General features: G+C 62.4%; 22 protein-coding genes and 2 tRNA genes. All 24 read right to left on the bottom strand.

Annotated elements, in window-relative coordinates; all coding sequences use genetic code 11:
• Nucleotides 1-59: 59 nt before the first annotated feature.
• The gene (gene ffh, locus KTF55_RS05705; RefSeq protein WP_217107860.1) at nucleotides 60-1,535 is read right to left on the bottom strand and encodes a signal recognition particle protein; all 1,476 of its coding nucleotides are present in this window, start codon (nucleotides 1,533-1,535) and stop codon (nucleotides 60-62) included.
• 10 nt (nucleotides 1,536-1,545) lie between these two features.
• Complete coding sequence (gene ftsY / locus KTF55_RS05700; RefSeq protein WP_117769597.1) at nucleotides 1,546-2,463, bottom strand: signal recognition particle-docking protein FtsY; 918 nt, start codon at nucleotides 2,461-2,463, stop codon at nucleotides 1,546-1,548.
• Nucleotides 2,463-5,999, bottom strand: coding sequence for a chromosome segregation protein SMC (gene smc, locus KTF55_RS05695; RefSeq protein ID WP_217107859.1), 3,537 nt, complete (start codon nucleotides 5,997-5,999; stop codon nucleotides 2,463-2,465). The genes ftsY and smc overlap by 1 nt, the downstream gene beginning before the upstream one ends.
• 10 nt (nucleotides 6,000-6,009) lie before the next feature.
• A complete protein-coding gene (gene rnc / locus KTF55_RS05690) occupies nucleotides 6,010-6,735 on the bottom strand; it encodes a ribonuclease III (RefSeq protein ID WP_117716046.1) in 726 nt (241 codons plus the stop codon).
• Between the two features lie 3 nt (nucleotides 6,736-6,738).
• Complete coding sequence (locus tag KTF55_RS05685) at nucleotides 6,739-6,981, bottom strand: acyl carrier protein (RefSeq protein WP_055309519.1); 243 nt, start codon at nucleotides 6,979-6,981, stop codon at nucleotides 6,739-6,741.
• Between the two features lie 114 nt (nucleotides 6,982-7,095).
• On the bottom strand, nucleotides 7,096-8,115 hold the full coding sequence (plsX, locus tag KTF55_RS05680) for a phosphate acyltransferase PlsX (RefSeq protein WP_217107858.1): 1,020 nt from the start codon (nucleotides 8,113-8,115) through the stop codon (nucleotides 7,096-7,098).
• An 87-nt stretch (nucleotides 8,116-8,202) separates the two neighbouring features.
• On the bottom strand, nucleotides 8,203-8,382 hold the full coding sequence (gene rpmF / locus KTF55_RS05675; protein ID WP_022094017.1) for a 50S ribosomal protein L32: 180 nt from the start codon (nucleotides 8,380-8,382) through the stop codon (nucleotides 8,203-8,205).
• Between the two features lie 64 nt (nucleotides 8,383-8,446).
• Nucleotides 8,447-9,001: a DUF177 domain-containing protein gene (locus KTF55_RS05670; RefSeq protein ID WP_217107857.1), complete on the bottom strand. Its 555-nt coding sequence runs from the start codon at nucleotides 8,999-9,001 to the stop codon at nucleotides 8,447-8,449.
• The gene (locus KTF55_RS05665; RefSeq protein ID WP_040358176.1) at nucleotides 9,001-9,498 is read right to left on the bottom strand and encodes an ATPase; all 498 of its coding nucleotides are present in this window, start codon (nucleotides 9,496-9,498) and stop codon (nucleotides 9,001-9,003) included. The genes KTF55_RS05670 and KTF55_RS05665 overlap by 1 nt, the downstream gene beginning before the upstream one ends.
• 68 nt (nucleotides 9,499-9,566) lie before the next feature.
• On the bottom strand, nucleotides 9,567-10,064 hold the full coding sequence (gene coaD, locus KTF55_RS05660; RefSeq protein ID WP_117820276.1) for a pantetheine-phosphate adenylyltransferase: 498 nt from the start codon (nucleotides 10,062-10,064) through the stop codon (nucleotides 9,567-9,569).
• Nucleotides 10,057-10,713, bottom strand: a complete 657-nt coding sequence (gene rsmD / locus KTF55_RS05655) for a 16S rRNA (guanine(966)-N(2))-methyltransferase RsmD (protein WP_217107856.1) — start codon at nucleotides 10,711-10,713, stop codon at nucleotides 10,057-10,059. Before rsmD ends, coaD begins: the two co-directional genes overlap by 8 nt.
• Nucleotides 10,710-12,887, bottom strand: a complete 2,178-nt coding sequence (recG, locus tag KTF55_RS05650) for an ATP-dependent DNA helicase RecG (RefSeq protein WP_217107855.1) — start codon at nucleotides 12,885-12,887, stop codon at nucleotides 10,710-10,712. Before recG ends, rsmD begins: the two co-directional genes overlap by 4 nt.
• Before the next feature lie 10 nt (nucleotides 12,888-12,897).
• The gene (locus tag KTF55_RS05645) at nucleotides 12,898-14,559 is read right to left on the bottom strand and encodes a DAK2 domain-containing protein (protein ID WP_217107854.1); all 1,662 of its coding nucleotides are present in this window, start codon (nucleotides 14,557-14,559) and stop codon (nucleotides 12,898-12,900) included.
• Nucleotides 14,560-14,586: 27 nt separating this feature from the next.
• Entirely contained in the window at nucleotides 14,587-14,976 is a 390-nt protein-coding gene (locus tag KTF55_RS05640; protein ID WP_187361832.1) for an Asp23/Gls24 family envelope stress response protein, read from the bottom strand.
• Nucleotides 14,977-15,137: 161 nt separating this feature from the next.
• A tRNA-Asn gene (locus KTF55_RS05635) sits at nucleotides 15,138-15,212 on the bottom strand.
• Nucleotides 15,213-15,245: 33 nt separating this feature from the next.
• Nucleotides 15,246-15,320 (bottom strand) — tRNA-Asn (locus KTF55_RS05630).
• A 188-nt stretch (nucleotides 15,321-15,508) separates the two neighbouring features.
• Nucleotides 15,509-16,858 carry an RNA polymerase sigma factor RpoD gene (rpoD, locus tag KTF55_RS05625; RefSeq protein ID WP_217107853.1) on the bottom strand — a complete coding sequence of 450 codons (1,350 nt, stop codon included), beginning with the start codon at nucleotides 16,856-16,858 and terminating at the stop codon, nucleotides 15,509-15,511.
• A 110-nt stretch (nucleotides 16,859-16,968) separates the two neighbouring features.
• A complete protein-coding gene (gene dnaG / locus KTF55_RS05620; RefSeq protein WP_217107852.1) occupies nucleotides 16,969-19,077 on the bottom strand; it encodes a DNA primase in 2,109 nt (702 codons plus the stop codon).
• On the bottom strand, nucleotides 19,070-20,077 hold the full coding sequence (ribF, locus tag KTF55_RS05615) for a riboflavin biosynthesis protein RibF (protein WP_226790715.1): 1,008 nt from the start codon (nucleotides 20,075-20,077) through the stop codon (nucleotides 19,070-19,072). Before ribF ends, dnaG begins: the two co-directional genes overlap by 8 nt.
• Complete coding sequence (truB, locus tag KTF55_RS05610) at nucleotides 20,074-21,006, bottom strand: tRNA pseudouridine(55) synthase TruB (protein ID WP_217107851.1); 933 nt, start codon at nucleotides 21,004-21,006, stop codon at nucleotides 20,074-20,076. Before truB ends, ribF begins: the two co-directional genes overlap by 4 nt.
• A gap of 15 nt (nucleotides 21,007-21,021) precedes the next feature.
• Complete coding sequence (locus KTF55_RS05605) at nucleotides 21,022-22,065, bottom strand: bifunctional oligoribonuclease/PAP phosphatase NrnA (protein WP_217107850.1); 1,044 nt, start codon at nucleotides 22,063-22,065, stop codon at nucleotides 21,022-21,024.
• Nucleotides 22,058-22,468, bottom strand: coding sequence for a 30S ribosome-binding factor RbfA (gene rbfA, locus KTF55_RS05600; RefSeq protein WP_006234038.1), 411 nt, complete (start codon nucleotides 22,466-22,468; stop codon nucleotides 22,058-22,060). The genes KTF55_RS05605 and rbfA overlap by 8 nt, the downstream gene beginning before the upstream one ends.
• An 11-nt stretch (nucleotides 22,469-22,479) precedes the next feature.
• Nucleotides 22,480-25,194: a translation initiation factor IF-2 gene (infB, locus tag KTF55_RS05595; RefSeq protein ID WP_006234040.1), complete on the bottom strand. Its 2,715-nt coding sequence runs from the start codon at nucleotides 25,192-25,194 to the stop codon at nucleotides 22,480-22,482.
• Between the two features lie 91 nt (nucleotides 25,195-25,285).
• Nucleotides 25,286-26,533 carry a transcription termination factor NusA gene (nusA, locus tag KTF55_RS05590; RefSeq protein WP_006234042.1) on the bottom strand — a complete coding sequence of 416 codons (1,248 nt, stop codon included), beginning with the start codon at nucleotides 26,531-26,533 and terminating at the stop codon, nucleotides 25,286-25,288.
• Nucleotide 26,534: the final 1 nt, after the last annotated feature.

The raw sequence follows: 26,534 nt of genomic DNA, 5'->3' as shown, positions 1-26,534 counted from the left end.
ACAAAGGCCACCCGGTAGCTTCCGAGTGGCCTTTGCCATATCAAGCTGGAATTACAGCCCTATTTCTTATTACGCATCTGCGCTTCCATCTGGCGCAGCAGCTCCATATCGGACTTGGGACCGCCCGTACCAAGGCCGCCCATGCCGCCCAGACCCATAGCGTCCAGGCCAGGGATATTGGGCATGCGCATCCTCTTGCCCTTCTTTCCCTTTTTGCCTTTTTTACCGCCGGCCTGTGCCTGATTGGCCATCGTGCGCATGCGGCCCATCATCTTATTCATCTCGCCCCACTGCTTCATAAGGCTGTTGACCTCGGTGGGGGTTACGCCGGCGCCCTTGGCGATACGCGCGCGGCGCTGACCGTTGATGATGGAGGGACGCAGGCGCTCCTCCTTGGTCATCGACATGATGATGGCCTCGTTCTTATCGAAGATGCCCTCGTCCAGGTTGCCGCCCATCTGGTTGAGTGCACGCTGGCCACCGGGGAGCATGCCCAGGATCCCCTTCATGCCGCCCATCTTCTTGACGGCTTTCATCTGATCGAGCATGTCGTTCATGGTGAAGCCCTCGCGCAGCATGCGCTCGGCAGCCTCGAGCTGCTCGGCGTCGGCCGCCTCCTGGGCCTTCTCGATAATGCCGACAACGTCGCCCATGCCAAGAATGCGCTTGGCCATACGATCGGGATAGAACGGCTCCAGCGAATCGGGCTTCTCGCCCATGCTCACGAACTTGATGGGCTTGCCGGTCACCTGGCGCACGGAAAGCGCGCCGCCGCCACGGGCATCGCCGTCGAGCTTGGAGATGATCACGCCGTCAAAGTCGGTGCGCTCGGCGAAGGTCGAGACGACGTTGACGATATCCTGACCGGTCATGGCATCGACAACCATCAGCACCTGATCGGGCTTGACGGCCTTCTTGATGTCCACGGCCTCCTGCATCATCTGCTCGTCGATCTGCAGGCGACCGGCGGTATCGACGATGACCACGTCGCGCAGGTGGTCAACGGCCTCCTGGATGGCGCCCTTGGCGATATCGACCGGGTGCGCGCCGTCACCGCGGAAGACCGGCACGCCGATCTCGCCACCGAGCGTGGCAAGCTGGTCGGCAGCGGCGGGACGATAGACGTCGCACGCGGCGAGCAGCGGCGAGCGACCCTGCTTCTTGAGCAGGTATGCCAGCTTTACGGCCGCCGTGGTCTTACCGGAGCCCTGCAGGCCCACGAGCATGATGACATTGGGGATGCGGTTGCTAAAGACGAGCTTGCTCTCGGTGGAACCGAGCATATCGGTGAGCTCATCGAGCACGATCTTGACGACGTTTTGCGCCGGCGACAGCGACTCCATGACCTCGGCGGTCATGCAGCGCTCCTTGGTCTTGGCGACGAACTCCTTGACGACCTTGAAGTTGACGTCGGCCTCGAGCAGCGCCATGCGAATGTCGCGCATGGCCGAGGTGATATCGGCCTCGGTCAGCTTGCCCTTGCCGCGCAGGCGGTCAAATGTGTCGTTGAGGCGATCGCTCAGGGAATCAAACACTAGTCACTCCTTAATTGGACTCGCCCACCAGGGCGCGGCAGAAATCTTTGGCATTAAACTCCTGCAGGTCATCGACCTGCTCGCCCACGCCGATGCGCAGGATGGGAAGCTTGAGCTTCTCGGCCACGGCCATGGCGATACCGCCCTTTGCCGTGCCGTCGAGCTTTGTCATGATAATACCGTCCAGGCCCAGCGCCTCGTTAAACTCGAGCGCCTGGTTCAGGCCGTTTTGGCCTGTTGCGGCATCGATTACGAGGACGACCGAGACGGGCATGGGGCCGGCGGCCATATTGGCGGCGCGCTTACGCGTCACGTTGACCACCTTGGCAAGCTCGCGCATGAGCTCGGGGCTCGTGTGCAGACGACCGGCGGTGTCGATAAGCACCAGGTCGCTGCCGCGCTTGTCGGCCTCGTCGAGCACGTCGTAGCAAACGCTCGCCGGGTCGGAGCCGCGGTCGCGCTTGATGACGGGAACGCCGGCGCGCTGGCCCCACACATCGAGCTGCTCAATGGCGGCGGCGCGGAAGGTGTCGGCTGAGCCGATCACGACGTTCTTGCCGCGGGCAGACATGGCGCTCGCGATCTTGCCGACCGTCGTGGTCTTGCCGGCACCGTTAATGCCCACAAACAGCACGCAACTCGGCGTGTCGGCGAACGGATCGCGCTCGACGGGCACAAAATGCTGCTCGAGCTGCTCGGCCAGGGCGCGACGGAGCTGCGGGGCGGTCTTAAGGTTCTTCTTGGCCGCGGCATCGCGCAGGTCATCGGACACCTGGATCGCGACCTCGGCACCCATGTCACCCATGACGAGGGTGTCCTCTAGGTCCTCCCAAAAATCCTCGTCGACCTCGCCGCCAAAGTAGAAGACCTCGTTGAGGGCCTCGCGGCTGCGCTCAAGTCCGCGCGAGAGAGCATCGAAGAATCCCATTATGCATTCACGACCTTTCCGGTTTCGCGATCGAGTTTTTGCGAGACGACGCGACTGACGCCGTCGGCTTGCATCGAGACGCCGTAGAGGACGTCAGCGTCCTCCATAGTACGGCGCTGATGCGAGATAACCAAGAGCTGCGTATCGGAACGCAACACGTCGAGTGCGCCGATGAGCTTGGACAGGTTGGCGTCATCGAGCGCCGCCTCGACCTCGTCCAGCACATAGAACGGCACCGTACGCGTGCGATAGACAGCAAAGAGCAAGGCGAGCGCCGTCAGGCTCTTCTCGCCGCCCGACATGAGCATCATCTTGGTGATGCGCTTGCCACGCGGCTGCGCCACGACCTCGATGCCCGTCTCGGCCGGATGCTCAGGGTCGGTCATCTCCAGATGTGCCTGGCCACCCGGAAACAGCATGGCGAAGATCTCGCGGAAGTTCGCATCGACCTTCTCGAAGGTCACCAGGAAGGCCTTGCGCATCTTACGGTCAATGGCCACGGTGATCTTGGTGAGCGCCTTGCGCGCGCTCTCCAGATCGGCCAGCTGCTCCTCGATGTAATCGGCGCGGCGCTTGAGCTGCTCGTACTCCTCCATGGCAACCTGGTTCACAGGGCCCAGGTTGTTGATCTGGCGCACGAGCTGGTTGAGCTCACGCTCGGCAGCGTCACGGTCGGTGGGCGCAGGAAGCATGAGCGCCTCCTCGAGCACCGTGGTGCCATCGGCGGTAATGGCCTTGATAGCCGCCTCTACCTGCACCTCAAGCTTGCCGCGAGCGACCTTGAACTCGTTTTGCGTCGCGGTGGCGGCATCGACCCGCTCCTTGGCGCGGGAGACCTCGGCCTTGGCGTCCTCAATGGTCTTCTTAAGCGAGGCCGAGTCAGCCTCCTCGAGCGAAGCCTGGTCACGCAGACGCGAGGCCCAATCCGACGCGCGCTCCAGCAGGGCCGAATAGCGTTCGTGCATGGGATCGACGCGCAGGCGCAGCAATTCGAGCGAGCGCGAGGCCTGGCGTGTTCCGCGGATACGACGGTCGATGCCCTCAAGACGATGCTCAAGGTCGGGCACGCGGCCCTTCAGCGAACGCAGGCGCTCGCTCGTCTGGGCCAGGCGCACCTTGGCATCGGCGAGCTTACCGGCGGCCTCGGAATCGTCACGGCGAACGCGGTCAAGTTCGTCGTTGGCCTCGGCAATCTGCAAGCCCAGATCGCTTGCCTGCGCGCGGGCCTCGTCACGCGAACGGGTGAGCTCATCAACCCGCGGGCGCGCAGCGCGAACGGCTTCGGCGGCCTGCTCGCGGCGCTTGGAGATGCGCACGCGCTCGACCTCGGCATTGTTGGCGCTTTGCTCCAAGCGGCCGATCTCGGAAAGCAGCGAGCGGCGCTCGCCCTCAAGACGGGCAATCTCACCGGCGACATCGCCCTCAGCGGCACGCGCTTCCTCAACGGCCGCATTGGCCTCGACGACCTGATCCGACACATGCTCAAACACAGCGGCCAAATCGGGCTCAAGCCCCTCCAGCTCGCGAATGCGACGCTTACGCTCCAGAGCACCCGACGCCTCGCCGGCATCGAGGCCCACACGCACCAGGCCGCCGCAGGCGACGCGGGCGCCATCGGGGGTCACGTAAGTCACGCCGTCAACGACCGGCGCCGAAAGCGCGGCAGAAAGATCGTCCACTACGTAATAGCCGCCGAGCAGCGCCTCGACGACGGGTCCGTAGCCTGCGCGCACGGACAGACGATCAACCAGGCGGGTACCGGCAGCGCCCTCAGCGGCGGTAGAGCCGCTCACGCCGCGCGCCACCAGCAATGCCTCGCCCGAGGCCTTCTTTTGGTCCAGAGCCGCACGACCGGCACGCTCAAGCGTGGCGGCGTCATCAAACAGCAGCGCATCGATATCGCCGGCGAGCAATTGCTCAACCAGGCCCTCAAGCTCGCGCGGGGCCTCCAGCACGTCGCCCAGACGACCCAAGACATCGTCGCCCAGCACACCCACCAGACGGCTCACGAGCGGCGAGCTGTCGGCCATGCGGGCATCGAGTTTCTTTTGGCTGGCAAGCTCCGAGCGCACCTCGGACAGCTTGTTGCGCGCCTCACTCTCACGATTACGCAAGTCCTTCAGGGCTGCACGGGCGACCTCGGTGGCCTCACGTGCATCGGCCTGGGCCTGGCGCGCTTCCTCAAGAGCGCCTTCAAGCTCCTCGGCGCGGTCACGACGGCTCTCGAGCGAGGCCATGACCTCCTCGAGCTGCTCGTCAATCTGCTCCAGGCGCGAGGCATAAATGTTGTCCTCGACCTCGGCATTGCTCAAGGAATCCTTCACCTTGGCGAGCTCGAGCGCGGCATTATCGGCTACGCGCTGCACATCGCGTTGCTCACGCGTAAGCTGCGAGATCTGATTGTCGAGCGCCACGCGCCGCTCGTGGAGCTCGGCAGCGGCAGGGCCAGCGGCGTCAACGTCCTCCTGGGCCTGCATGTGCGCACCGGTCACTTCCTCAAGCTGCGCACGCGCGTCCTCGAGCTCCTCGACCACGCGACGACGCTGATGCTCGGAGCTCGAAATCTGTCCGCGCATGTCAGACAGGCGCGACACCATGTTGTGGCCCTTTTCCTCGAGCAGGCGCATGTCGGAGTTAATGCGGCCGACCACATCTTGCATATGACGGCGCTGCTCGCCCAGGTCGCCCACAAACAGGCCCTTTTCCTCGAGCATGACCTGAAGCTTCTCGAGCTCGCGCTCCTTTTCGCCCAAGCGGTACTGCGCAAGCTCAAGTTCGGCGGCACCTTCCTTGGAACGGCTCTCCAGGTCGTTCCACTGCGACTGCAGCGAACGCAGCTCGTCGACGGCTAGCATCTGCGTAAGCTCGTTCGCGCGCGAGGACAGCTCTTTATACTTGCGCGCGCGATCGACCTGACGCTCCAACGGTCGCAGCTGACGGGCGATTTCCTTATTGATGTCGCGGGCACGTGTCAGGTGCTCGTCCATCGACTTAATCTTTTTGAGCGCGCGTTCCTTGCGGCGCTTGTGCTTGGAGATGCCGGCGGCCTCCTCGATGAGGGCGCGGCGCTCCTCCGGGCGGCTCTGCAAAATGGCGTCGAGCTTGCCCTGGCTGATGATGGAATGCGTATCCTTACCCAGGCCTGAATCGTGCAGGATGTCCTGAATGTCCATCAGGCGGCACGGACTCGAGTTGATGAGGTACTCGCTTTCACCCGAGCGATACATGCGACGGGTGATGGCGACCTCGTCAAAATCGACGGGCAGCATATGGTCCGAGTTATCGAGCACCAGCGTGACCTCGGCGATACCCACCGGCTTGCGCGCTGACGAGCCCGAGAAGATGACGTCCTCCATGGCCTGGCCGCGCAGCTGCTTGGCGCTCTGCTCGCCCAGGACCCACAGAATCGAGTCAGAGATGTTCGATTTTCCCGAGCCGTTGGGACCGACGATGACGGTCAGGCCCGGCTCAAACGTCATATGGGCGCGATCGGCAAACGACTTGAACCCTTTGAGCGTGAGGGACTTGAGATACACGGTTCCTCGCTTACACGTGCTTCTTGTTCAAAATCACGCCGTTGGTGGTGTAACCCATGCGGTCGAGCGCTTCGAGCGCGGCGGCTCCCTCGGCTTCCTTCTTTGAGGAGCCGGAGCCGCGACCCTGGCGAATACCATCGATCAAAACCACGGCGGTAAAGGTGGGCGCATGCGCCGGGCCCTCGGAGCCAACGAGCTTGTACGCCGGGGGCTCGTGACCGTCGGCTTGCACGCACTCCTGCAAAAACGACTTGGGGTTCGCAGGATGCTCGGCACGCTCGGAAGCCAAATGCGGCTTAAGCGTACGGTGAATGAACTCTGCCGCGGCATCCCAGCCAGCATCCAGGTACAGCGCGCCCACGAGCGACTCATAGACGTTCTCGAGCGCCGAATGCAGGCCGCGCGCACCGGTACCGGTCTCGGAGGCACCAAAGATGATGATGTCGTCGATGCCCAGCTCGTGAGAAACCTCGGACAGCGTAGCGCCCGAGACAAGCGACACCTTCAGGCGCGTGAGCTTGCCCTCGTCAAACTCCGGATAGGATTCAAACAGGGAGCGTGCGACCACAGCGCCCAAAATGGAATCGCCCAAGAACTCAAGGCGCTCATAGCTGGCAGAAACCGGCTGGCCCTCGACTGCCGAGGGATGCGTAAGGGCCGCGCGCAGCAGCACCTTATTATTGAACTCATGGCCCAGGATTTCCTGGGCGCGCGTAAGTCGTTCAGACAAAGCCAAGACTTAGGCCTCCCTGGCATTTTCGATCGCGTCGACGGCGTCGGCGACAGAGTTGAGCGAGAGCAGAGTCTCGTCATCGATCTCGAGGTTGAACTCGTCCTCGATAGCCGTAACCAGCTGCAGGCGCTCGAGCGAGTTGGCATCGAGGTCGTCAAAGGTGGTCTCATCGCTAATTTCGGCAACATCGACGCCCAGAACGTCAGCAGCGACCTCGGCGATCTTGTCGAAGATTTCGGAGCGGTCCATAGCGCTTCCTCTCATAGTGCATGAATACCAAAAGAATGGTACCGCCCGGGCGGTACCAAGACACGGTTCTGATTCTACCCCACGACGCACGCCCCGAGACGCATAACGCCGCTGTTATAAAACGATGCCGTCCATGGAGTTGGCGACATTCTCGACCAGCCCGGCGCGCACGGCTTCGGCCGCCGCGAGCGTACCGTTTTTAACAGCCTCGACCGAAGTGGCGCCATGGCCGATCAGGACCACGCCGCGCAGGCCCAAAAGAATCGCGCCACCCTTGGCGTCGCCCGAAAGCTTGGCCTTTATCTCGCGCATCTGCTTTTTAATGAGCAGCGCGGCGATCTTGGTGCCAAGCGAAGACATAAAGGCACCCTTGAGTTCCTGCAGCAAAAACTTGGCAGCGCCCTCGGTGGCCTTGAGCGCAATATTGCCCGACATGCCATCGGCAACGACGACATCGAAGTTACCGGAGGTGATGTCCGTTCCCTCGCAGTTACCAAAAAAGCCGGGAACGGCGGCTTTCATGGCCGGGAAGCAGGCCTTGGTAAAGTTGGAGCCCTTCTCGTCCTCGGTGCCGTTAGCAAGCAGGCCCACGCGGGGATGCTCGATGCCCAGGACGACGCGAGCATAGGCGCTACCCATCTGAGCAAAACGCACCATGTCATCGACCTCGACATCGGGGTTGGCGCCCATGTCGCACAGGACCGTCAGGCCGCCGGAACGATTGGGCAGCGCATTGGTGAGGCACGGACGCACCGGCTGCTTCTTGCCCTCGGCCTGATACCTAAATGGCGTCACGTAAGCGGTGGCCGCGGCGGTCATAGCACCAGTAGAACCAGCAGAGAAGAACGCGTCCGCGTTGCCCTTCTTAATGGCGCGGCAGGAAAGCACAATCGAAGACTTGCGCTTGGTCATCACGGCGCGAATGGGATCGTCATCCATGGCGATAACGTCGGGTGCCTCAAGGGCCTCAACACGTGCGTGGGAAGCAGCAAAGGGATTGACGATTTCGGCGGGGCCAGCTGCCAAGACCTCGATATCGGGATCGGCGGCAAGTGCAGCCTCGATACCATCGAGAACGACCTGAGGTTTCTCGTCTCCACCCACAACGTCTACACAAACGCGAACGTTACTCATATACATGCTCCTTATACAAAAATGGCCGACTCATTGAGCCGGCCATTGTGGTTCCATTTGGAACGGCATCGCATCCAGAGTATACCGTTACTCGGTAACGATAACCTCGCGGTCCTTGTAGAAACCGCAGCTGGGGCACACGTGGTGCGGAAGCTTGACAGCGCCGCAACGGGGGCACGTGGACTGAGCCGCAGCCGAGATCTTCATGTTGGCGGAACGACGGGTGTGAGTGCGGATACGACCCTGCTTTTGTTTAGGTACGGGCATAGTGACCTTCCTTATGAACTATCCAGTGTGGCGATTACGCGCAAGTAGCGATACTACCACAGTTTTACTCATCGAGCTTGAGATTCTTCAATGCTGCAAATGGATTTTCCGTGGCAGCGGCCCATTCCGCCTCTGCCTGGGCGGCGCAATCGCATTGCTCGACGTTGAGATTGCAACCGCATGTGGGGCACAGACCACGGCAATCGGGCTTGCAGAGCACTACAAACGGCGTGTCCATAACGACCGCGTCATTGATGGGCTCACCCAGATCGACTAGACGGTCCTCACCCAGGAGCTCGTAGCCGTCCTCGTAGGCCTCGGGATCCTCGGGCTCCTCAAAGAGGTAGAACTCCTCGATCTCGCCGGCGATATCAAACGAGGCGGGCTCCAGGCAACGGTCGCACTCGCCGGTGGCGTGCGCGCGGACCATACCCGTGAGCAAGACGCCGGTACCGGCATTGGTAAAGACAACGTCGTAGTCGATGCCGTCCTGCAGCTGGTAGTCCTTCTCGCCCACCGTGTAGGTGGGGACATCGACCTTACCGGTCAGCGGATACGAATCTCCAGGAAACTCGAGCTGCTCAGAAAGATCGACGGTAACGCTCGGGAACTCAGCCATTACCACTGACCATTCTGTTGGGCGGCACCCTCGTTGAGCTGCTGACGGCAACGGGTAACGGTGCCGGTCAGACTCTTGAGGTTTTCCTCAAGGTGCGTAAAGACCTGCTCTGCGTAGTCCTCGGCAGCATAACGCGTCTCGCGCTCGTACTGCTGGGCACGATCGCGGATGTCGTCGGCCTGCTGCTGCGCAAGGCGGACGATCTCCTGCTCACCGGCAATGGTGAGGGCCTGCTGCTGAGCGTCGGCGATGATGGAATCGGCCTGAGCGGCGGCGGAAGCCATAAGCTCCTCGCGCTCCTTAAGGATACGGCGGGACTTCTGCCACTCCTCGGGATAGCTCATGCGGATCTCGTCGAGGATGTTGAAGAACACGTCGGCGTCGATGACCTTGAACTGAGCGTTCTTGCCGAAAGGCGGCTTGGCTTCCTCGATCAGCCCTTCGAGCTCATCGACCAAGCTGACGATCCTATCGCCAGGAAAATTCTCGCCCGGCATCCGGTCTCCTTTCATAGGTAACATATCATCGTGCTAGTTTACCACATGCCACCAGGCAATAAGAAACGTCACGAAAAGCGATGTTTGAGCGCTTCGACCACGTTGGGCGGGACAAACGTCGATACGTCACTACCGAGCGAGGCGATCTGGCGAACAACCGAGCTTGAGATATAGCCGTACTGCGGCGCGCTCATGACAAAGATGGACTCCAGCTCGTTATCCAAGCGATAGTTGAGGTCGGCCTGCTGCAGCTCGTACTCAAAGTCGGTCATGGCGCGCAGGCCCTTGACCACGGCCCCCGCCCCCTGCTCACGAGCGAAGTCGACCAGCAGGCCGGTAAAGGGCAGGACCTCAACGCCGTCGATATCACCGAGCGCCTCGCGGGCCAGCGCCACGCGCTCATCGAGCGTAAACGTGGTGCCCACACCGTTTTTACCCTGCGACTCGGCAACAGCGACGATCACGCTGGGAAAGATGCGGCGGGCGCGGCGGATCACATCGATATGGCCAAACGTGATGGGATCGAAGGTACCCGGGACGATCACGCGATTGATGGTGTCACTCATGAGCATCCTCCTGAAACGTCGTGGCATCGTTGTTGTCAGCATCGGTGCCGGCGCTATCGCCCTCACCATCGTCATCGCCGACCCAACGAAGCAGGTCGACCGAGGTAATGCCGTAGCGCTTCTCACGTACAGTCTCAAAGTCTGCCGGATGCGCGCCCGCATCGGCGGCGGCATGCTCAAACAGGGCATAAGCGCCAGGTGCAAGCAGACCCTGCTGAGCCAAGTTCTGTAGCAGTTCCTCGACCGGCTCGGCACCAAAAGCATAGGGCGGGTCGAGTAGGACCAGATCAAAGGGGCCGCCCGGTACACGACCGCGCGAGGCACTCGCCAGCATGTCGCCCGTGACCACGCGCCAACGCGCACGGTCGCGGCAGAGCGACTCGATATTCTTGGTAATGAGCCGCGCGGCGTTGCGATCGATCTCAAACGTCGTGAGCGAGCGGGCCCCACGAGAGAGCATCTCTAACCCTAAGGCACCGGAGCCGCCAAAGGCGTCCAGCACACGAACTTCGTCCAAATCGAAATCGAATGCCGACATGACCATAGATGCGCACGCCTCGCGCACGCGATCAGTCGTGGGGCGGGTGACATCGCGACCACGGGGCTCCTCGATCTTACGACCGCGCCATTCGCCGCCGATGATTCTCATCCTCCGCTGACCTCCTTAAAGATATGTCGATAACGCATGGCGACCGCGTCGCGCAAGGGACGCGTCGCCACAGAGTCAAGGTTGCAAGCATACCTCAAGAGCTCGACCGCGTCCAAATGGGCCCATTCGATAAGGTCCTCATCGGCGTCCAGGTCCACAAAGCGCAAGGTCACACCGCCGTGCTGGCGGTACCCCAGGATTTCGCCCTCGTGGCGCAGGCGCAGGTCCATCTGGGCGAGCGTAAAGCCATCCGAGGTTTTTTCGAGCGATTGCAGACGATCTTGCGCCGCCGACGCGCCGCCGTTGCCCTTGGAGTGCGTCATGACCAGGCACGTGCCCGACACGCTGCCGCGGCCCACGCGACCGCGCAGCTGGTGCAGGGCCGCCAAGCCAAAGCGCTCACCGTTCTCGATGACCATGACGGTGGCGTTGGGCACGTCGACACCCACCTCGACCACCGTGGTCGATACGAGCACGTCGATCTCGCCGCGCTTGAAGGCATCGATCACGCGGTCCTTCTCCCCCGCCGGCATGCGGCCGTGAAGGCGCTCGATGACAAGACCCGGCAACGCCAGGCGCAGGCGGTCGAGCTCGGTTGCCGTATCGTGCAGCGGCACGGGGACGGTTACGCGGCCCTCATCGTCGCGGGCAATACCGGGCACGTCTTCCAGCTCATCGGCCGAGTCACTCGGCTCCACGAGGGGGCAGATCACATAGGCCTGCTGGCCCTTTTCATGCGCCTCGCGGATGGCGCCGTAGGCCAAGTCACGGCTCGACTCGGTGAGCACGCGTGTCGTAACGCCTGCCCCCGGAACAGGCCGATGGCGAATGATGCTCGTGTCCAGGTCGCCATAGACAGAGAGCGCCAACGTACGCGGGATCGGCGTCGCCGTCATAACGAGCAGGTCCGCACCGGGGCCCTTGGCGCGCAGGGCATTGCGCTGGCCCACACCAAACCGGTGCTGTTCATCGATGACCACGAGCGACAGATGCTTGAACGCAACGTTATCTGAAAGCACCGCGTGGGTGCCAAAGAGCACGTCGAGCTCGCCCGATTCCAGCTGGGCATGAATGCGCTCGCGCTCTGCGGCCGGCGTGGCACCCGTCAGAAGCGCCCAGGACATGCCGGCCTGAGAGAGCAGAGGGCCGGTCTTATCGGCATATTGGCGCGCCAGCACGCCCGTGGGCGCCATAACACAGGCCTGCGTGCCGCTATCGGCAGCCACAGCCAGCGCGCAGGCGGCAACGGCGGTCTTGCCGGTACCGACATCGCCCAGCAGCAGGCGGTTCATCACGCGCCCGCCATCGCACATATCGCGCAGGATATCTTGGAACGCGGCCTCCTGCTCGTCGCTCAGCGAAAACGGCAGGGCTTGCTTGAGTGCGGCCAGGTGCTCGCCCGCGGTGTGGGCATAGGGCACCACATCGACTAGGCCGCCATCGTTGCGCAGGCGCAGCGCCAGCTGAAGGTAAAGGCACTCCTCATAAGCAAGGCGACGTCGCGCGATATCCCGCTCAGCCATACTCGATGGAAAGTGGATCGATCGAAGCGCGCGGGCATTGCTCATCAGGCGTCGCTTGACGCGCAAGCGTGCGGGAATCGGGTCGAAGGGATTGCCGACGACCTCGAGCGCGCCGCTTACGATGCGGCGCATCCACGCCTGGCTCACGCCGTCACTCACATAATGGACCGGCAGGATGGTGCCTGCGGCACGCCCATCCTCGAGCTTTTCAAAGTGCGGCGAGGCCATCTGCTTAAAACCGTAGGCAAATTCAACCTTGCCCATCACGGCCAGGCGGTCGCCCTGCTTAAGCTGTTGGGCAATCCAGGGCTGGCGGAAAAAGGCGACCTGCAGCACGCCCGTCTCGTCAACGAGTGAGACCTCGGTCACCTGCATGCGCGGACGCGGCTGCTTTTGGACGATACGATCGACCGTGGCGATGATGGTGCACACGGTACCGATGGGCGCCATCTCGATGGACCACGAACGGGTAAAGTCGAGGTATCGATGAGGAATATGGAGAAGGAGGTCCCCCACTGTCCGAATTCCCAGACGGCGAAGGGCCTCCTCACGTTTACCCGAAACATATTTGAGTCGCGCGATATCTTCGTCGAGCGCATTGCTCTGGGCAAAGCGCTCCGAGACGCGCGGCACGGAGCACAGCTCGGACATGGGCAGTTGCCTACTCGATCGAGAAGATCACGGGATAGAGCGGCTGCTCGCCACGATGGGCGTCGATCTCCAGGTCGGGCTGAGCCTCCTCGATAGCGTCGACGATCTCCTGGAAGGCCTCATCGGACAGCTCCTCGCCGGCCAGAATCGTCAGCGCGTCACCCTCCTCTTCCTCCTGCATGCGGTTGATGCAGTCGAGCGTGACCTGCTTCACGTCGGAGCCGACCACGTCGATGGAGCCGGCAATGATGCCCATGACGTCGCCGGAGTGAATCGGCGAGCCGTCCGAGGCGCTGGAATCGCGCACGGCGCGGGTGACCTCGCCATCGCGGACCTCGCTGATGGCGTCGACCATGGCGGCGACGGCGTCCTCAAGCTCGGAATCGGGCAGGACCGCGAACAGCGCGGAGAAGGCCTGCGGGACGGTCTTCGTGGGAACGACGGCGACCTTCTTATCGGCGCAGGCAGAGGCAGCGGCCTCGGCAGCCATGCGGATGTTACCGTTGTTGGGCAAAATGATGACCGAGGTCGCGTTGACCTGGTCGACGGCGCCCAGCAGGTCGGCGGTCGAGGGGTTCATGGTCTGGCCACCCGAGACGATCACGTCAACGCCGAGGGACTTGAGGATGTCTGCCTCGCCGGAACCGGCGGCAACGGCGACAAAGCCCAAGGCCTTGGCGGGCTCGGCGGCCTTCTCCTGGTCCTCGTGAATCTTAGCGGTACGGTCGTGGGCCTCCATCTCCATGTTGTGGATAAAGACCTCATAGATCTGACCAAGCTGCAGCATGTGCTCGAGCACCAGGTTGGGGGTGTTGGAGTGCACATGGATCTTGTAGTCGGGGTAGGCACCCACGAGCAGCTCGCAGTCGCCCATGGAGCCCAGGAACTTAAGGCACTCGTCCTCGTCAAACGGGGCGTCGGCCTTAAAGAGGAACTCGTTGCAGTAGCGGAACTCCGAGCCCTCCCAATCGTCATTGGCCTCGATCTCAACGCGACCAAGGGCCGCATCGCGGGCAGAGCCAGCGGAATCAAACGTGGCGGAGAAATCCTCGACAACGGTGCTGCGGCCAAGCGCGGCGGCAACAAAGTTCTCCAGGAAGATGGCAAAGCCAAAGGCGCCGGAGTCGACCACGCCGTTCTCTTTGAGGACGGGCAGCAAGTCGGGCGTGCGAGCGACGGACTGATACGCCTCAACGACGATGGCATCGAGCGAATCCTCAGCCGAGAACTTCTTCTTCTCGCACTCGTCGGCCTTAGTCGAGACATCGCGCAGCACCGTGAGGATCGTGCCCTCGATGGGCTTACGGACGGCCTGGAAGGCGACCTTGACGGCACGACGGAACGCATAGGCGATGTTGGCGGACGTAATGGGATCGTCGGCAGAGACGAGACCCTCGGCCACACCGCGCAGGATCTGCGAGGTGATGACACCGGAGTTGCCGCGGGCGCCCATGAGGGAGCCGTGGGTGATGGCGCCGGCGATGGCTTCCATATCGGCATCGGCAGGAAGGGCGGAGAGCTCCTTGGTCACCGAAGCGAGCGTGAGCGACATGTTGGTACCGGTGTCGCCGTCGGGTACGGGGAAGACGTTGAGCTTGTTGATCTCCTCGGCCTTGTCGGAAACAGCAGCCGCAGCGATCGGAAAACAGGTGCGAATGGTCTTTGCAATCATGGGTATTTGAATCTCCGTTTTCGGATGCTAGTTCAGACGGCTCTTGAGCGCGTCGATATGGATGCCGATCTTAAGGCTGGCGGGATCGATCTGGGCGATCTCCTGCAGGGTGAAGGCAACGGAGCTCGAAAGATTGTGGCAGACGGACTTCATGTTGACGCCGTTCTCGAGCACGACGTGAAGATCGACCGTAAGGCCGTTCTCGTCGGCGGAGACAAGCACGCCCTTGCGGAGGCGCTGACCGGCAAGCAGGCGCACGCTCTCGGCGCCCTGGAGCTGCTCAGCCATACCGACGACGCCATAGCACGTCATCGCGGCATAACCGGCAATATCGGCAATAACGTCGTTCGAGACGCTCAGGCTGCCGTTAATGGTCTCAGACACAAGAATCTCCTTATCTGGTGCTCGCGGCACCATCTCGTGGGAGCAATCATTGCAATATTCTACAACGACCGCGCCATGTTGAGGTGGCGAGCCTCGGGATTACATCCTCGACACGAAATGTTGATACGGTAACGTTCGCGAACAGCGATCGCGGCATGAAAAAACCCGCCGCATAAGCGACGGGTTTTACAACCTGGCTCCCCGGGTAGGACTCGAACCTACAACAGCGCGGTTAACAGCCGCGTGCTCTACCATTGAGCTACCGAGGAATTTAAAGCCCAACGGAAAGGGCTGGAAAATTCTGGCTCCCCGGGTAGGACTCGAACCTACAACAGCGCGGTTAACAGCCGCGTGCTCTACCATTGAGCTACCGAGGAATAGGTGCGTGCTCTCAAGCAACGAAGTTTATTATACGGACGAATCAGCTTAGGGCAAGAACTTTTTTAAGAAATTTTCCGACCCAGTCATTGGGGACGTTCTTGAACGACTAGTCATTCAAGAACGTCCCCAACGACTACATGAAAGCGCCCCCAAGCAGATGTGCTTGAGGGCGCTTCTTGCTTGACTAGCTCTCGATATAGTCTTTGAGCTTGCTGCTACGGCTGGGATGGCGGAGCTTGGCCAGGGTCTTGGACTCGATCTGGCGGATGCGCTCGCGCGTGACGCCAAACTCGCGGCCGACCTCCTCGAGCGTACGGGGATGTCCGTCGACAAGACCAAAGCGCAGCTCGATAACCTTGCGCTCACGATCGGCAAGCGAGTCGAGCACCTGGGTGAGCTGCTCCTGCAGCATGGAGAAGCTGGCCGCATCGGGCGGAACGATAGCCTGGGAGTCCTCGATGAAATCGCCCAGCTGGGAATCCTCTTCCTCGCCGATGGGGGTCTCGAGCGACACGGGCTCCTGCGAGATCTTCTGGATCTCGCGGACACGGTCGGCGCTCATGTCCATCTCGGCACCGATCTCCTCGGGGGTCGGGTCGCGACCCAGGTCCTGAAGGAGCTGGCGCTGCACACGGACGAGCTTGTTGATGGTCTCGACCATGTGCACGGGAATACGGATGGTACGGGCCTGGTCGGCGATCGCGCGCGTGATGGCCTGACGGATCCACCACGTGGCGTACGTGGAGAACTTAAAGCCCTTCTGGTAGTCGAACTTCTCGACGGCGCGAATCAGACCGAGGTTGCCCTCCTGGATCAGGTCCAGGAAAAGCATGCCGCGACCGACATAGCGCTTGGCGATGGAGACGACCAGACGAAGGTTTGCGCTGATGAGCGCCTGCTTGGCTTCGAGGCCCACGTTCTCAATGCGCGTAAGACGACGCATCTCGGCACGCGTGAGTTCGAGCTCACCAGCATCGGCAGCCTCGAGCTTCTCGGTGGCCTCAAGACCGGCCTCGATCTTCATAGCCAGATCGACCTCTTCGGAGGCGGTCAGCAGGTCGACCTTGCCGATCTCCTTGAGGTACATACGGACCGGGTCGCCGGTCAGCATCACCGTGGAGGCGTCGATGCCGCGCACGCGCGAACGCGAACGGGACGTGCGCACGGCGCGCTTCTTCTTGCTCTTGGAAGAACCCATCTCGGCGTCGGCTTGACGGGCCATCTTGAGCTCGTGATCGTCGAGCGAGCCGGAATCGTGCTCGTCGTCGTCATCGAAATCGTCGGTATCGGTATCGTTATCGTCATCGTCGACGTCCATGGGGGCGTCGTCGTTACCGCTCGCGGAGATAATCTGGATGCCGCTGTTGCGCAGCGCGGAATACACCGCGGTGAGCTGCTCATCAGTTACATCGATATCCTTCAGGGCGACCTGAATCTCGTCCTCGGTTACCGAAGTCCTGTTTGAGCCGTTGCCCATAAGCTTTGCAACGTAGGATTCCAGCCCAGTACCCGTGCTCTCAGTCTTTTTTGGCACAGATTCTCCCTTCATAGTCCACAGGACTCAATACTTTAGCACACACAGTGACGTCTATACCCAAAAAGAGGACTGGATATAGGCGAGAATACGCTGGTTGACCACAACATCTAGGCTTGTTCGGTGCCTGCGGCCTCCAGGCCGATCAAACGAAACGGGTCTGCCACGCCGCCGATCGACTTTTGCAGTTCGCGCTGACGCTGCGAATCCTGCGCGGCCTGCACGGTCAGCGCGCGACGGGCCTCATCATCGAGCGAACGGTCCTGGCGCAGCTTGGCCTGTGCGGCACGCATGCGACGCTTGATGGTGTAGAGCTCGAGCGTATCGAGCATAAACACGATGTTCGTCTCGGTGGGGTGCTTGCTCGTCGCCGAGATGCGCCCGGCACTCACAAGCGTTGCCGCATCGGGACACACTGAGCGCGCCGCATCCATGCAGGCTGCAGGATCGGTTCCCGGCGGCGTTGCCAGAACGGCCCATGCGATGGACTCGTGACGTGGGTCAACCCACTCGATGGAGCAGATGCGGTCGGCATACGTGCGGAACAGGTCGGGGTAGCTCGTGAGCATCGTCAACAGTTCGCGCTCCCCTGCCAAGGACTTGCGTTCAAGATCGGTAAGAACCATCGGCGCCGCCGCAGCCGGTGCGCCCGAACCGTCAGCCGCAGGCACAGCGCCCATACCATCAGGCACATCGATCGGCGGAAGATCTTCGACGACCTCCACGGGCGCGGCACCGTAGGCATCAAGCGGGACGTAGTCGTACGGCTCTTCTTCGACCGGCGCGGACACCGGCGGCTTCGCGCCCGATGCCCAAGCACCGCGACCGGCATCGCGAGAACCCGACGTCCGACCGCCCGCGCTACCGGACCGCTCAGCCTGTGCCCGCTGGCGCTCATAGTTCTGCTCACGACGTCGTTCCACATCCTCGCGCTTGGCGACATCGCGAAACACACGGCCCGAGCTCGCGCGCACGGTCTCCAGATCCAAACCCAACAGGTCGGCAATCTGGATAAAGTACGTGTCGATCATATAGCTGTCGCGCAACGGATAGATAAGCGTCAGCGCATCCTCCAGCGCCTTGGCGCGACCGCCCGGCGTGGTGATGTCACTCGACTCCTGCAGCGAACGGTACACAAAGTCCATGAGAGGCTCGGCGGCGTCAATGCGTTTCTGCAGCTCCTCTCCGCCGTGCGCCGTGATGAACTCCATGGGATCGTTACCGTCGGGCAGCACCACACAGCGCAGGTCCATCGAATCCTGCTCAATAAACTGAATCGCACGGCGAGCGGCCTTTTGGCCGGCGGCGTCACCATCGAACATGTACACGATGCGCTTGGCAAAGCGGATGAGCGTCTTGACATGATGCTCCGTGAGCGCGGTGCCCAGCGTGGCGACAACGTTTTTAATCCCCGCCTCCCAGCAGGCGATGCAATCGGTATAGCCCTCCACCACGACGGCGGTATCCTGCGCGACGATAAACTCCTTGGCCCAATTAAAACCGTAGAGGTTTCGCTTTTTATGGAACACGCTCGTCTCGGCGGTGTTGAGATACTTAGGCTGACCGTCGCCCATAATGCGACCGCCAAAGGCAATGTTGTGACCCTGCTCGTCAAAGATGGGGAACATCACGCGGTCGTAAAAGCGGTCGGCAAGCTGCCCGCGCCCGCGGCTCACGGCAACGTTGGCGTCGATCATCTCCTGCGGGGTAAAACCCGCCTGGGACAGGTGCGACACCAGCGCGTTACGGCCCGGTGCAAAGCCCAGGCAGTAGCGGCGGCAGACGTCGCCGCCCATGCCGCGGCTGGCAAAGTACTCGCGCGGACGGCCGTCCTTACCGCGCATGAGCATGGTGTGGTAGAACTGGGCGGTCTCGGCGCACAGATCGTAGATGCGGGCACGCTTGGTGCCGCGCTCGCGGCGATCTCCGGTGTCATGCAGCTCAATACCCGCGCGATCGGCCAAATAACGGATTGACTCGGGAAAGCTCAAGTTCTCGCGCTTCATGATATACGTGAAAACGTCGCCACCCTCGCCGCAGCCAAAGCAATGCCACACCTGCGTGGCGGGGATAATGTGGAAGGACGGCGTCTTTTCGCCATGGAAGGGGCAGCATCCCCAAAACTCATGGCCGCGGGGCTTGAGCTCGACCGTTTCCTGCACGATGGCAACCAGGTCAGACGCAGCGCGTACCTGGTCTTTTTCCTCATCGCTAATCACGGATGCTCACCCCCTGCTTGCCCAAGTTGTGACGAATATCTTCGATATTACCCTCGACGGTCGCAATCAACTCATCCAGCGAATCGAACACACGCGACGGACGCAGCCAACGCGTAAACGCTAGCGAAACAGAAGAGCCGTACAGGTCGCCCGTATAACCAATTAAATTAGCCTCGAGATGCGCCGAAGCGACATCGTCGGCATACGTCGGCGGCAGTCCGACGTTCACGGCAGCGGGCCACGCGGTGTCATCGACCAGCACCAGACCCTCATACACGCCATCGGCAGGCACCTGAATACCGTCGGGAACCTGCAGGTTTGCCGTGGGAAAGCCCATGCCAGAACCCTCGTGACGGCCGCGAATAACACCGCCACGCACCATATACGGACGGCCGAGTAACTCAGCAGCAAGCTCCACATGGCCCTGTCCCAGCTCATGACGAATGCGGGTGGCGCAAATGGCCTCACCGCCCTCGCAAAGCAAGTCGTGCCCGTATACGTCAACGCCGCGCTCGGCACCCCAGGCGCGCATCTCGTCAACACCAGAAGCACCGCCACGACCCAGCCTAAAGTCGCTGCCAACGCGAATCGATCGAATGTCGACCAGACGCGACACCAGCGAGAGAAAAGCAACATGGTCAAGCGCCGCAACCTCAGGCGTAAAGGGAACGGCCACCACCGCATCGACCCCAGTTTGAGCCAGGGCATGCAGACGGTCGGCCGTCGTCATCAATTTTTGAGCGGGCGAAGGGCTCACCACGACGTCCGGGTCGGGATCGAAGGTAACTACGACCGCCTTGCAGCCATGGGCACGGGCATCACGGACAAGCGCCGCAATGAGCTCCCGGTGTCCACGGTGAACGCCGTCGAACACGCCGATGGCAATCGATGCGGCACCCAGGTGCTCACACTTATCAAACACATCGGCAGTAACGATGCGAGCCTCGTCCGACTCGCCCGCGAAAAAGATACGCGCGAGCTCGCGAACGGACAACATCATCGAACACCGCCGATTGCCTGCGGAAACACGTGCTCCATGACAAAGCGGCCACCCTCAATGCGGGCGAGCGCCTTGAGTCCCCCATCGAGCACCAACGCAAACGGCGCCTTCGAGGCATCGAAATCGGCAAGCGCACGCTCAACGGGAATGCGTCGGCCGCAGAGAAGGTCGTCGGCAAGATTGCCCGGCAAGTCAACACGTGTGGCGCCCAGGGCCGCAATGGGATCCAGGGCAAAGCCAGCCGCGGACTCGGGAGAAAGCTCCTCGACCGCATGACAAGCGCCAATGGAAACAACACCGGAGGCCGTGCGGCGCAGCGCGGAAATGTGCGCGGCGCTCTCGCAGGCGCGGCCCAGGTCGCGAGCGAGCGCTCGGATATAGGTTCCCTTGCTCACCGAGAACGCCACGGTCCACACGCACGTATCACCTTCGCCGCCCACGGCGATCAGGTCGGCGGCATAGACCTCGACGGGACGCGGAGGTAGGTCCACCGCATTGCCCTCGCGAGCAGACTTGTAGGCACGAACGCCATTGACCGAGATAGCCGAAAACGCCGGCGGCACCTGCATCTGCGGACCCAGCATGGAGGCCAATTGCTCACGCGCATAGGCAGGATCGCGGAGCTCGTTGGCAACAGCCACCGTGCGGACCGCCTCGCCCTCCGCATCATCGGTATTCGTCTCGGCGCCAAACGAAATATCGGCGACGTAGCTTTTGGTATCGAGCGTGAGCATGCCCAGCAGACGGGTGGCCTGGCCCACACCCACCACCATGACGCCAGATGCCATGGGGTCGAGCGTGCCGGCATGGCCGACGCGCCGCTCATGGAGGGCGCGTCGGCATTGCGAGACCACATCGTGGGACGTACAGCCCACCGGCTTATCGACGGCGAGCAGCATATTCAGTTGTGAAGGCGTACGACGAGCCATGTACCATCCAAAAAGTTAAAGCTCGACGGTCACCGAAGCGGGATCCTCCCCTACCAGCTCGGCCAGCATGGGAAGTGCCACGGTGAGCGTCTCGAGAATCGTTCCGTTGTTGGAGAAACCGGCGGCAGCATGATGCCCGCCACCGCCAAAGTTGGCAGCAATCTCGGACACATCGAGGTCCCCCTTGGAGCGCAGGTTGCCACGCACCTTGGTATCGCCCTCAATGCCCTTTAAGAACATGCAGACCTCGACGCCCATCACTGAGCGCACCACGTCAACCAGGCCGTCGCACTCATCCGAGGTGACACCGCAAGCCTCAAGGTCACTCTGGTACGCGTAGCTATACGCGACGCGCCCGTGGGCCACTGTCTTGATGCGGCCCATAACGATGGACTTGAGGTGCAAAAACTCAACGCGCATGCTCTGATATACCTCGAGTGCCACACGCGCCGGATCGGCACCGTGGGCAACCAGTCGCGAAGCCGCATGGAACGCAGCGGCATCGGCGTTTTGGTACTGAAAACGGCCGGTATCGGTAACCAAGCCGCACAGCAGGCAGGTCGCAACGCCATCACGGGCGACAATGCCACAGTTGTCCAAGAAGCGGTCGATGATCATAGCGCAGGCTGCAGCTTCAACACGCCTCAGGCTCAGTTCGGCAAACTCCTCGCGAGCCGGATGGTGATCGAAGCACACCACATGCTTGGAGCGACGAAGCACCTCAGCAGAGTCGTTGAGGCGCTCGACGACCGGTACGTCCACCGAGATGAACAGGTCCGGATTGCCAGTGTACGCAGATGCCGGCACCAGGCGATCGGAGCCTTCCATAAAGCGGTAGATACGCGGAACCGGGTCATCGTCTGCCAGCAGCAGGGCAATGTCCTTGTTGGGGAAAAACTTCATGAGCGAGAGGCCCAGACCCAGCACGGAGCCCAAGGCATCGCCATCGGGAGAAGTATGTCCCGAAATCGCAATGGAGGACGCACCCTCGATGAGCTCGAGGATGCGTCGCTGAATATCTGCAGACTCGCACGAGGCGAGGTCGGCGGAATTAGTCATCTAAAGCTGCCTCCTGGGCGGCATCCGCTATCGGATAGCCGTCCTCGTCCTTTTCGATCGCAAGCGTGGCGGGAACGTTTTCCAGCGCACGCGTGATGCGCTCGGCCTCATCGGTCGAGCGATCGATGCGAAAATCGAGCTCGGGCGTAACACGCCAATCGAGCGAGCGAGCCAACAGGCTGCGAATACGGCCCTTGGCGCTTGCGAGCGCCTCCATGACCTCATCGTAGCGGCTCGCATCGCACGACACGTACACACGCGCGAACGAACGGTCCACCGCGACCTCGACCGCGGTCAAAGTAACTAGGTCGAGACGCGGATCGGAAACCTCAAAGAGCAGGATATAACCAAGCTTCTCGCGAAGCTGCTCGCCCAGACGGCGGGTTGCCTGCGTTTGCTTCATAGCGCTACCCCCTACTCGGTACGGGCAACCTGGTCGATGCGGTAACCCTCGATCTGGTCGCCGGGCTTGATGTCCTGGAAGTTCTCCAGGCCAATGCCGCCCTCGGAACCGCTCTTGAGGCTCTTGGCCTCGTCCTTGTAGTGGCGCATCGAGGCGATCTTGCCGTTGAAGACCACGATACCGTCGCGCACCAGGCGCACGGAATCGGTCGCGGCGATCTCGCCCTCCTCGACGCGGACACCGGCGGCGATACCGACTTTGGGCACCTTGAAGGTGTCAAGGACGGTCGCGGTACCCGTGGCGACCTCGACCTCGGTGGGCTTGAGCATGCCGATACGGGCGGCGTCGAGCTCCTCGAGGCACTTGTAGATGACGTCGTAGCAACGGATCTCGACGCCCTCGCGCTCGGCGGCGGAGCGGGCCTTACCGTCGGGACGGACGCCAAAGCCGATGATGATGGCGTTGGAGGCGTCGGCCAGGACCACGTCGGTCTCGTTGATGGCGCCAACGGCGGAGTGAATCGTGTTGATGCGAACCTCGGACTGATCCATCTTGTCGAGCGAGTCCTGAAGGGCCTCGATGGAACCCTGGACGTCGGCCTTGATGATCAGGTTGAGCTCCTTGACCTCGGCGTCGGCGATGGTCTCGAAGAGGTTCTCGAGCGTGACGTGCTTGACGCGGCTCTGCTCCTCGATACGGGCCTTGAGCGAACGCTCGTCGGCAAGGGCGCGAGCCTCGCGCTCGTCCTCAAACACGCGGAACTCGTCGCCGGCGTTGGGCACGGACTGCAGGCCCAAAATCTCGACGGCGTCGGAGGGACCGGCCTCGGTGACGGCGCGACCCTTGGGGTCGAGCATGGCGCGGACGCGGCCGTAGGTAAGGCCGGCGACCAGCGTATCGCCCACGTGCAGGGTACCGCGGGTCACGAGCACGGTAGCGACCGAGCCGCGGCCCTTGTCGAGCTTGGCCTCGAGGACGTTGCCGGAGGCAAAGGTGTCCGGGTTAGCCTTGAGCTCGAGAACGTCGGCCTGAAGCAGCACGGTCTCCAGAAGGTCGTCGATACCGATCTTCTGCTTGGCCGAGATGTTGACGAACATGTTCTGTCCGCCCCACTCCTCGGGGATGACGCCGTACTCGGTGAGCTCCTGGCGCACGCGGTCGGGGTTGGCGCCCGGCTTATCGATCTTGTTGACGGCGACGACGATGGGAACGCCGGCGGCCTTGGCATGGTTGATCGACTCGACCGTCTGGGGCATGACGCCGTCGTCGGCGGCCACGATCAGAATGACGATGTCGGTCACCTTAGCACCACGGGCACGCATAGCCGTAAAGGTGGCGTGACCCGGGGTATCGATAAAGGTGATCTTGCGGTCGTTGATCATGACCTGCGAAGCGCCGATGGCCTGCGTAATGCCGCCCGCCTCGCCGGCAGCAACGCCGGTATGACGGATGGCGTCGAGCAGCGACGTCTTACCGTGGTCGACGTGGCCCATGACGGTGACGACCGGGGCGCGCGGCTTAAGGTCGGCGGGATCGTCGTAGAACGAGAAGGTGTTCTCCTCCTCGGGGGTGATGATCTTAATCTGACGGCCCAGGTCGTCGGCGACGAGCTCGACGAGGTCGTCGGACATGGACTGCGTCATGGTGAGCGGCGTACCCAGCAGGAACAGGCGCTTGATGATGTCGTTGGCCGGAACGTCAAGCGCCTCGGCAAGCTCCTGGACGGTAACGCCCTGGGAGACCTTGATGGCGTCGAGGTCCTCGGGGTTCACGCCCTGGGCCAGCGCCTCCTCTATCTTGCGCTCCTCCTGAGCCTTGGCAGCCTCGCGTTCGCGCTTCTCCTTGCGCTTCTTGCGGCGACCGGTGGACTCGCGAGAGGCCTCCTCGACGGCAGCACGAGCCTCCTCGAGCACCTTCTCGCGGCTGTACTCCTCGGCCTCGCGAGCCATGCGGCTGTAGTGGTCCTCTTCGTTGTTGTGACCGCCCTTGCGCTTCTTGCCCTTGCCCTGCTTATCGGGGTTGGGGAAGTCCATGCCGGCAGCGACGTTGTTGCTGGCGTTGGTGCGATGGCTGTGCGGACGGCTCTCGGAGGCATTGCGCTCGGAGTTGTTGTCGGAAGCGTTGCGATCGTTACGACGGCCACCGCGGCGGTCGTTATTGCCGCCACGACGGTTACCGCGCTCTGCGGCGCGCTCGGCCTTGGCCTTGTCCTCGGCGTCCTTCTTCTCCTTGAGCACGGTCTCCTGTGCGGCGATCTGGTCGAGCAGCGAACGGAAGCGCGAACCGGAGTCGGAAGCGGGAACGGCGCGGCGCTGGGCCTCGCGGGCAGCCTCCTCCTTCTCGCGGGCAAGACGCTCCTGCTCGGCCTTCTTCTTAGCCTCGGCCTCGGCGCGGGCGGCCTCCTCGGCAGCCTGGGCTGCGGCAAACTGGCGACGCTCCTCCTCGCGGGCCTTCTCGGCGGCGATGCGCTCGCGCTCGGCCTCGGCGGCGCGAGCGGCCTCCTCGGCGGCAGCTGCCTGCTCCTCGGCCTGCTTGGCGGCCTCGACTTCCTGGGCGCGGGCCTCGATCACCGAGGCGAGCTGCTTGCGGACCATGGCGACATAGGCGTCCTCCAAGGTGGAGGAAGCGGACTTAGCGGGAATCTTCATATCGGCGAGATGACCCATCAGTTCCTTAGAGGTCATGCCGAACTCTTTGGCCAGGGTGGACACACGGACTTTTGCCATATGACTTCACCTACCCTTTCTGGCACCTTGGGTGCCTAGAGACTGAACGAGCGTGGGAGACGCGCCGGGACCCGCCCGGCGCAACCGCGCGCTAGATCAGGTCCTCCGCATCATCGAAGGCGTCGGTGTCGTGGACACCGCAGAAACGGGAGCCGGGACGAGCCTGGTTGCGGCACTGGATGCCGTCCTCGGACACGTACTCGCAGCGGCGGACGTCCTCGTCCTCCTCGTCACCGATCAGGTCGGCGGCGGGCTCCTCGTGAACGGGAACGTTCTTGAGGATGTCGGCGGCAAGCGTCTCGGACTTGATGTCGATGTGCCAGCCGGTAAGGCGCGCGGCGAGGCGGGCGTTCTGGCCCTCCTTGCCGATGGCGAGGGACAGCTGGTCGTCGGGCACGATGACGCCGGCGTAGGCCTTCTCCTCGTCGATGAGGACGCGGGTGACCTTAGCGGGCGACAGGGCGTTGGCGACATAGACGGCAGGATCGGCATCCCACAGGATGACGTCGACGCGCTCGCCACGGAGCTCGCCCACAACAGCGCGAACACGGCTGCCCTTGGGGCCGACGCAGGCGCCCACGGGATCCAGACGATCGTCGAGCGAATGGACGGCGACCTTGGAGCGCTGACCGGGCTCGCGGGCGATCGACTTGATCTGGACGGTGCCCTCATAGATCTCGGGCACCTCCTGCTCAAACAGACGACGCATGAGCTCGGGGTGGGTGCGGGAGATGACAATCGGCGGACGGCTGTGCTCGCCACGAACCGGCTGCAGGTTGGAGTTGGGGTCGCGAACGTCGATGATCACGGCCTTGATGTGCTGGTTGTGCAGGTAGCGCTCGCCCATCGGACGCTCGTTGCGCTCGTTCTCGTAACGGCGCTGATCGAAGTGCGGCAGCTCGGCCTCGACGCCTTCGCGAATCTTGACGATCGTGAAGTCGGGCGTGGACTGCAGCACGGTGCCGCTGATGAGGTCACCGATGCGGCCGGAGAACTCCTCGTAGATCTGCTCGCGGGCGGAGTTACGCACGATGGCGTTGATCTCGGCCTTGGCGTGCTGGGCAGCGATGCGGCTCGTGTTCTTGGGGGTGACGTCGATCTCCTCGAACTCGGTGAAGTTGCCCTCCTCGTCCATGGAATCGTCGATCGGCTCCAGGCGGTAGACGTAGATCTTGCCGGTGGTGCGGTCGATGGTCACCTTGGCGCCCCACTCAAGATGCAGGATCTCGGCATAGCTCTTGGCGAGCGACTGCTCCAGGCGGTCGATCAGGTAGAGCTGGTCGATGTGCTTCTCCTGGCAAAGCTCCATCAGGGCGGACATCATGTCGGATGCTGCCATC

Source organism: Collinsella sp. MSK.8.10, assembly GCF_019041915.1.
Taxonomy (GTDB): domain Bacteria; phylum Actinomycetota; class Coriobacteriia; order Coriobacteriales; family Coriobacteriaceae; genus Collinsella.
The sequence above is the reverse complement of the archived record's forward strand: the minus strand, read 5'-3'. Positions and strand labels throughout refer to the sequence as shown.

Coding starts and splice junctions, on each gene's coding strand:
- KTF55_RS05665 (WP_040358176.1), bottom strand. CDS start 9,498: ATGCCGGGCGAGAATTTTCCTGGCGATAGGATCGTCAGCTTGGTCGAT.
- coaD (WP_117820276.1), bottom strand. CDS start 10,064: ATGAGTGACACCATCAATCGCGTGATCGTCCCGGGTACCTTCGATCCC.
- recG (WP_217107855.1), bottom strand. CDS start 12,887: ATGTCCGAGCTGTGCTCCGTGCCGCGCGTCTCGGAGCGCTTTGCCCAG.
- truB (WP_217107851.1), bottom strand. CDS start 21,006: ATGGCTCGTCGTACGCCTTCACAACTGAATATGCTGCTCGCCGTCGAT.
- rsmD (WP_217107856.1), bottom strand. CDS start 10,713: ATGAGAATCATCGGCGGCGAATGGCGCGGTCGTAAGATCGAGGAGCCC.
- ribF (WP_226790715.1), bottom strand. CDS start 20,077: ATGATGTTGTCCGTTCGCGAGCTCGCGCGTATCTTTTTCGCGGGCGAG.
- rpmF (WP_022094017.1), bottom strand. CDS start 8,382: ATGCCCGTACCTAAACAAAAGCAGGGTCGTATCCGCACTCACACCCGT.
- plsX (WP_217107858.1), bottom strand. CDS start 8,115: ATGAGTAACGTTCGCGTTTGTGTAGACGTTGTGGGTGGAGACGAGAAA.
- KTF55_RS05640 (WP_187361832.1), bottom strand. CDS start 14,976: ATGGTGCCGCGAGCACCAGATAAGGAGATTCTTGTGTCTGAGACCATT.
- ftsY (WP_117769597.1), bottom strand. CDS start 2,463: ATGGGATTCTTCGATGCTCTCTCGCGCGGACTTGAGCGCAGCCGCGAG.
- KTF55_RS05685 (WP_055309519.1), bottom strand. CDS start 6,981: ATGGACCGCTCCGAAATCTTCGACAAGATCGCCGAGGTCGCTGCTGAC.
- KTF55_RS05645 (WP_217107854.1), bottom strand. CDS start 14,559: ATGATTGCAAAGACCATTCGCACCTGTTTTCCGATCGCTGCGGCTGCT.
- infB (WP_006234040.1), bottom strand. CDS start 25,194: ATGGCAAAAGTCCGTGTGTCCACCCTGGCCAAAGAGTTCGGCATGACC.
- KTF55_RS05605 (WP_217107850.1), bottom strand. CDS start 22,065: ATGACTAATTCCGCCGACCTCGCCTCGTGCGAGTCTGCAGATATTCAG.
- KTF55_RS05670 (WP_217107857.1), bottom strand. CDS start 9,001: ATGGCTGAGTTCCCGAGCGTTACCGTCGATCTTTCTGAGCAGCTCGAG.
- rbfA (WP_006234038.1), bottom strand. CDS start 22,468: ATGAAGCAAACGCAGGCAACCCGCCGTCTGGGCGAGCAGCTTCGCGAG.
- nusA (WP_006234042.1), bottom strand. CDS start 26,533: ATGGCAGCATCCGACATGATGTCCGCCCTGATGGAGCTTTGCCAGGAG.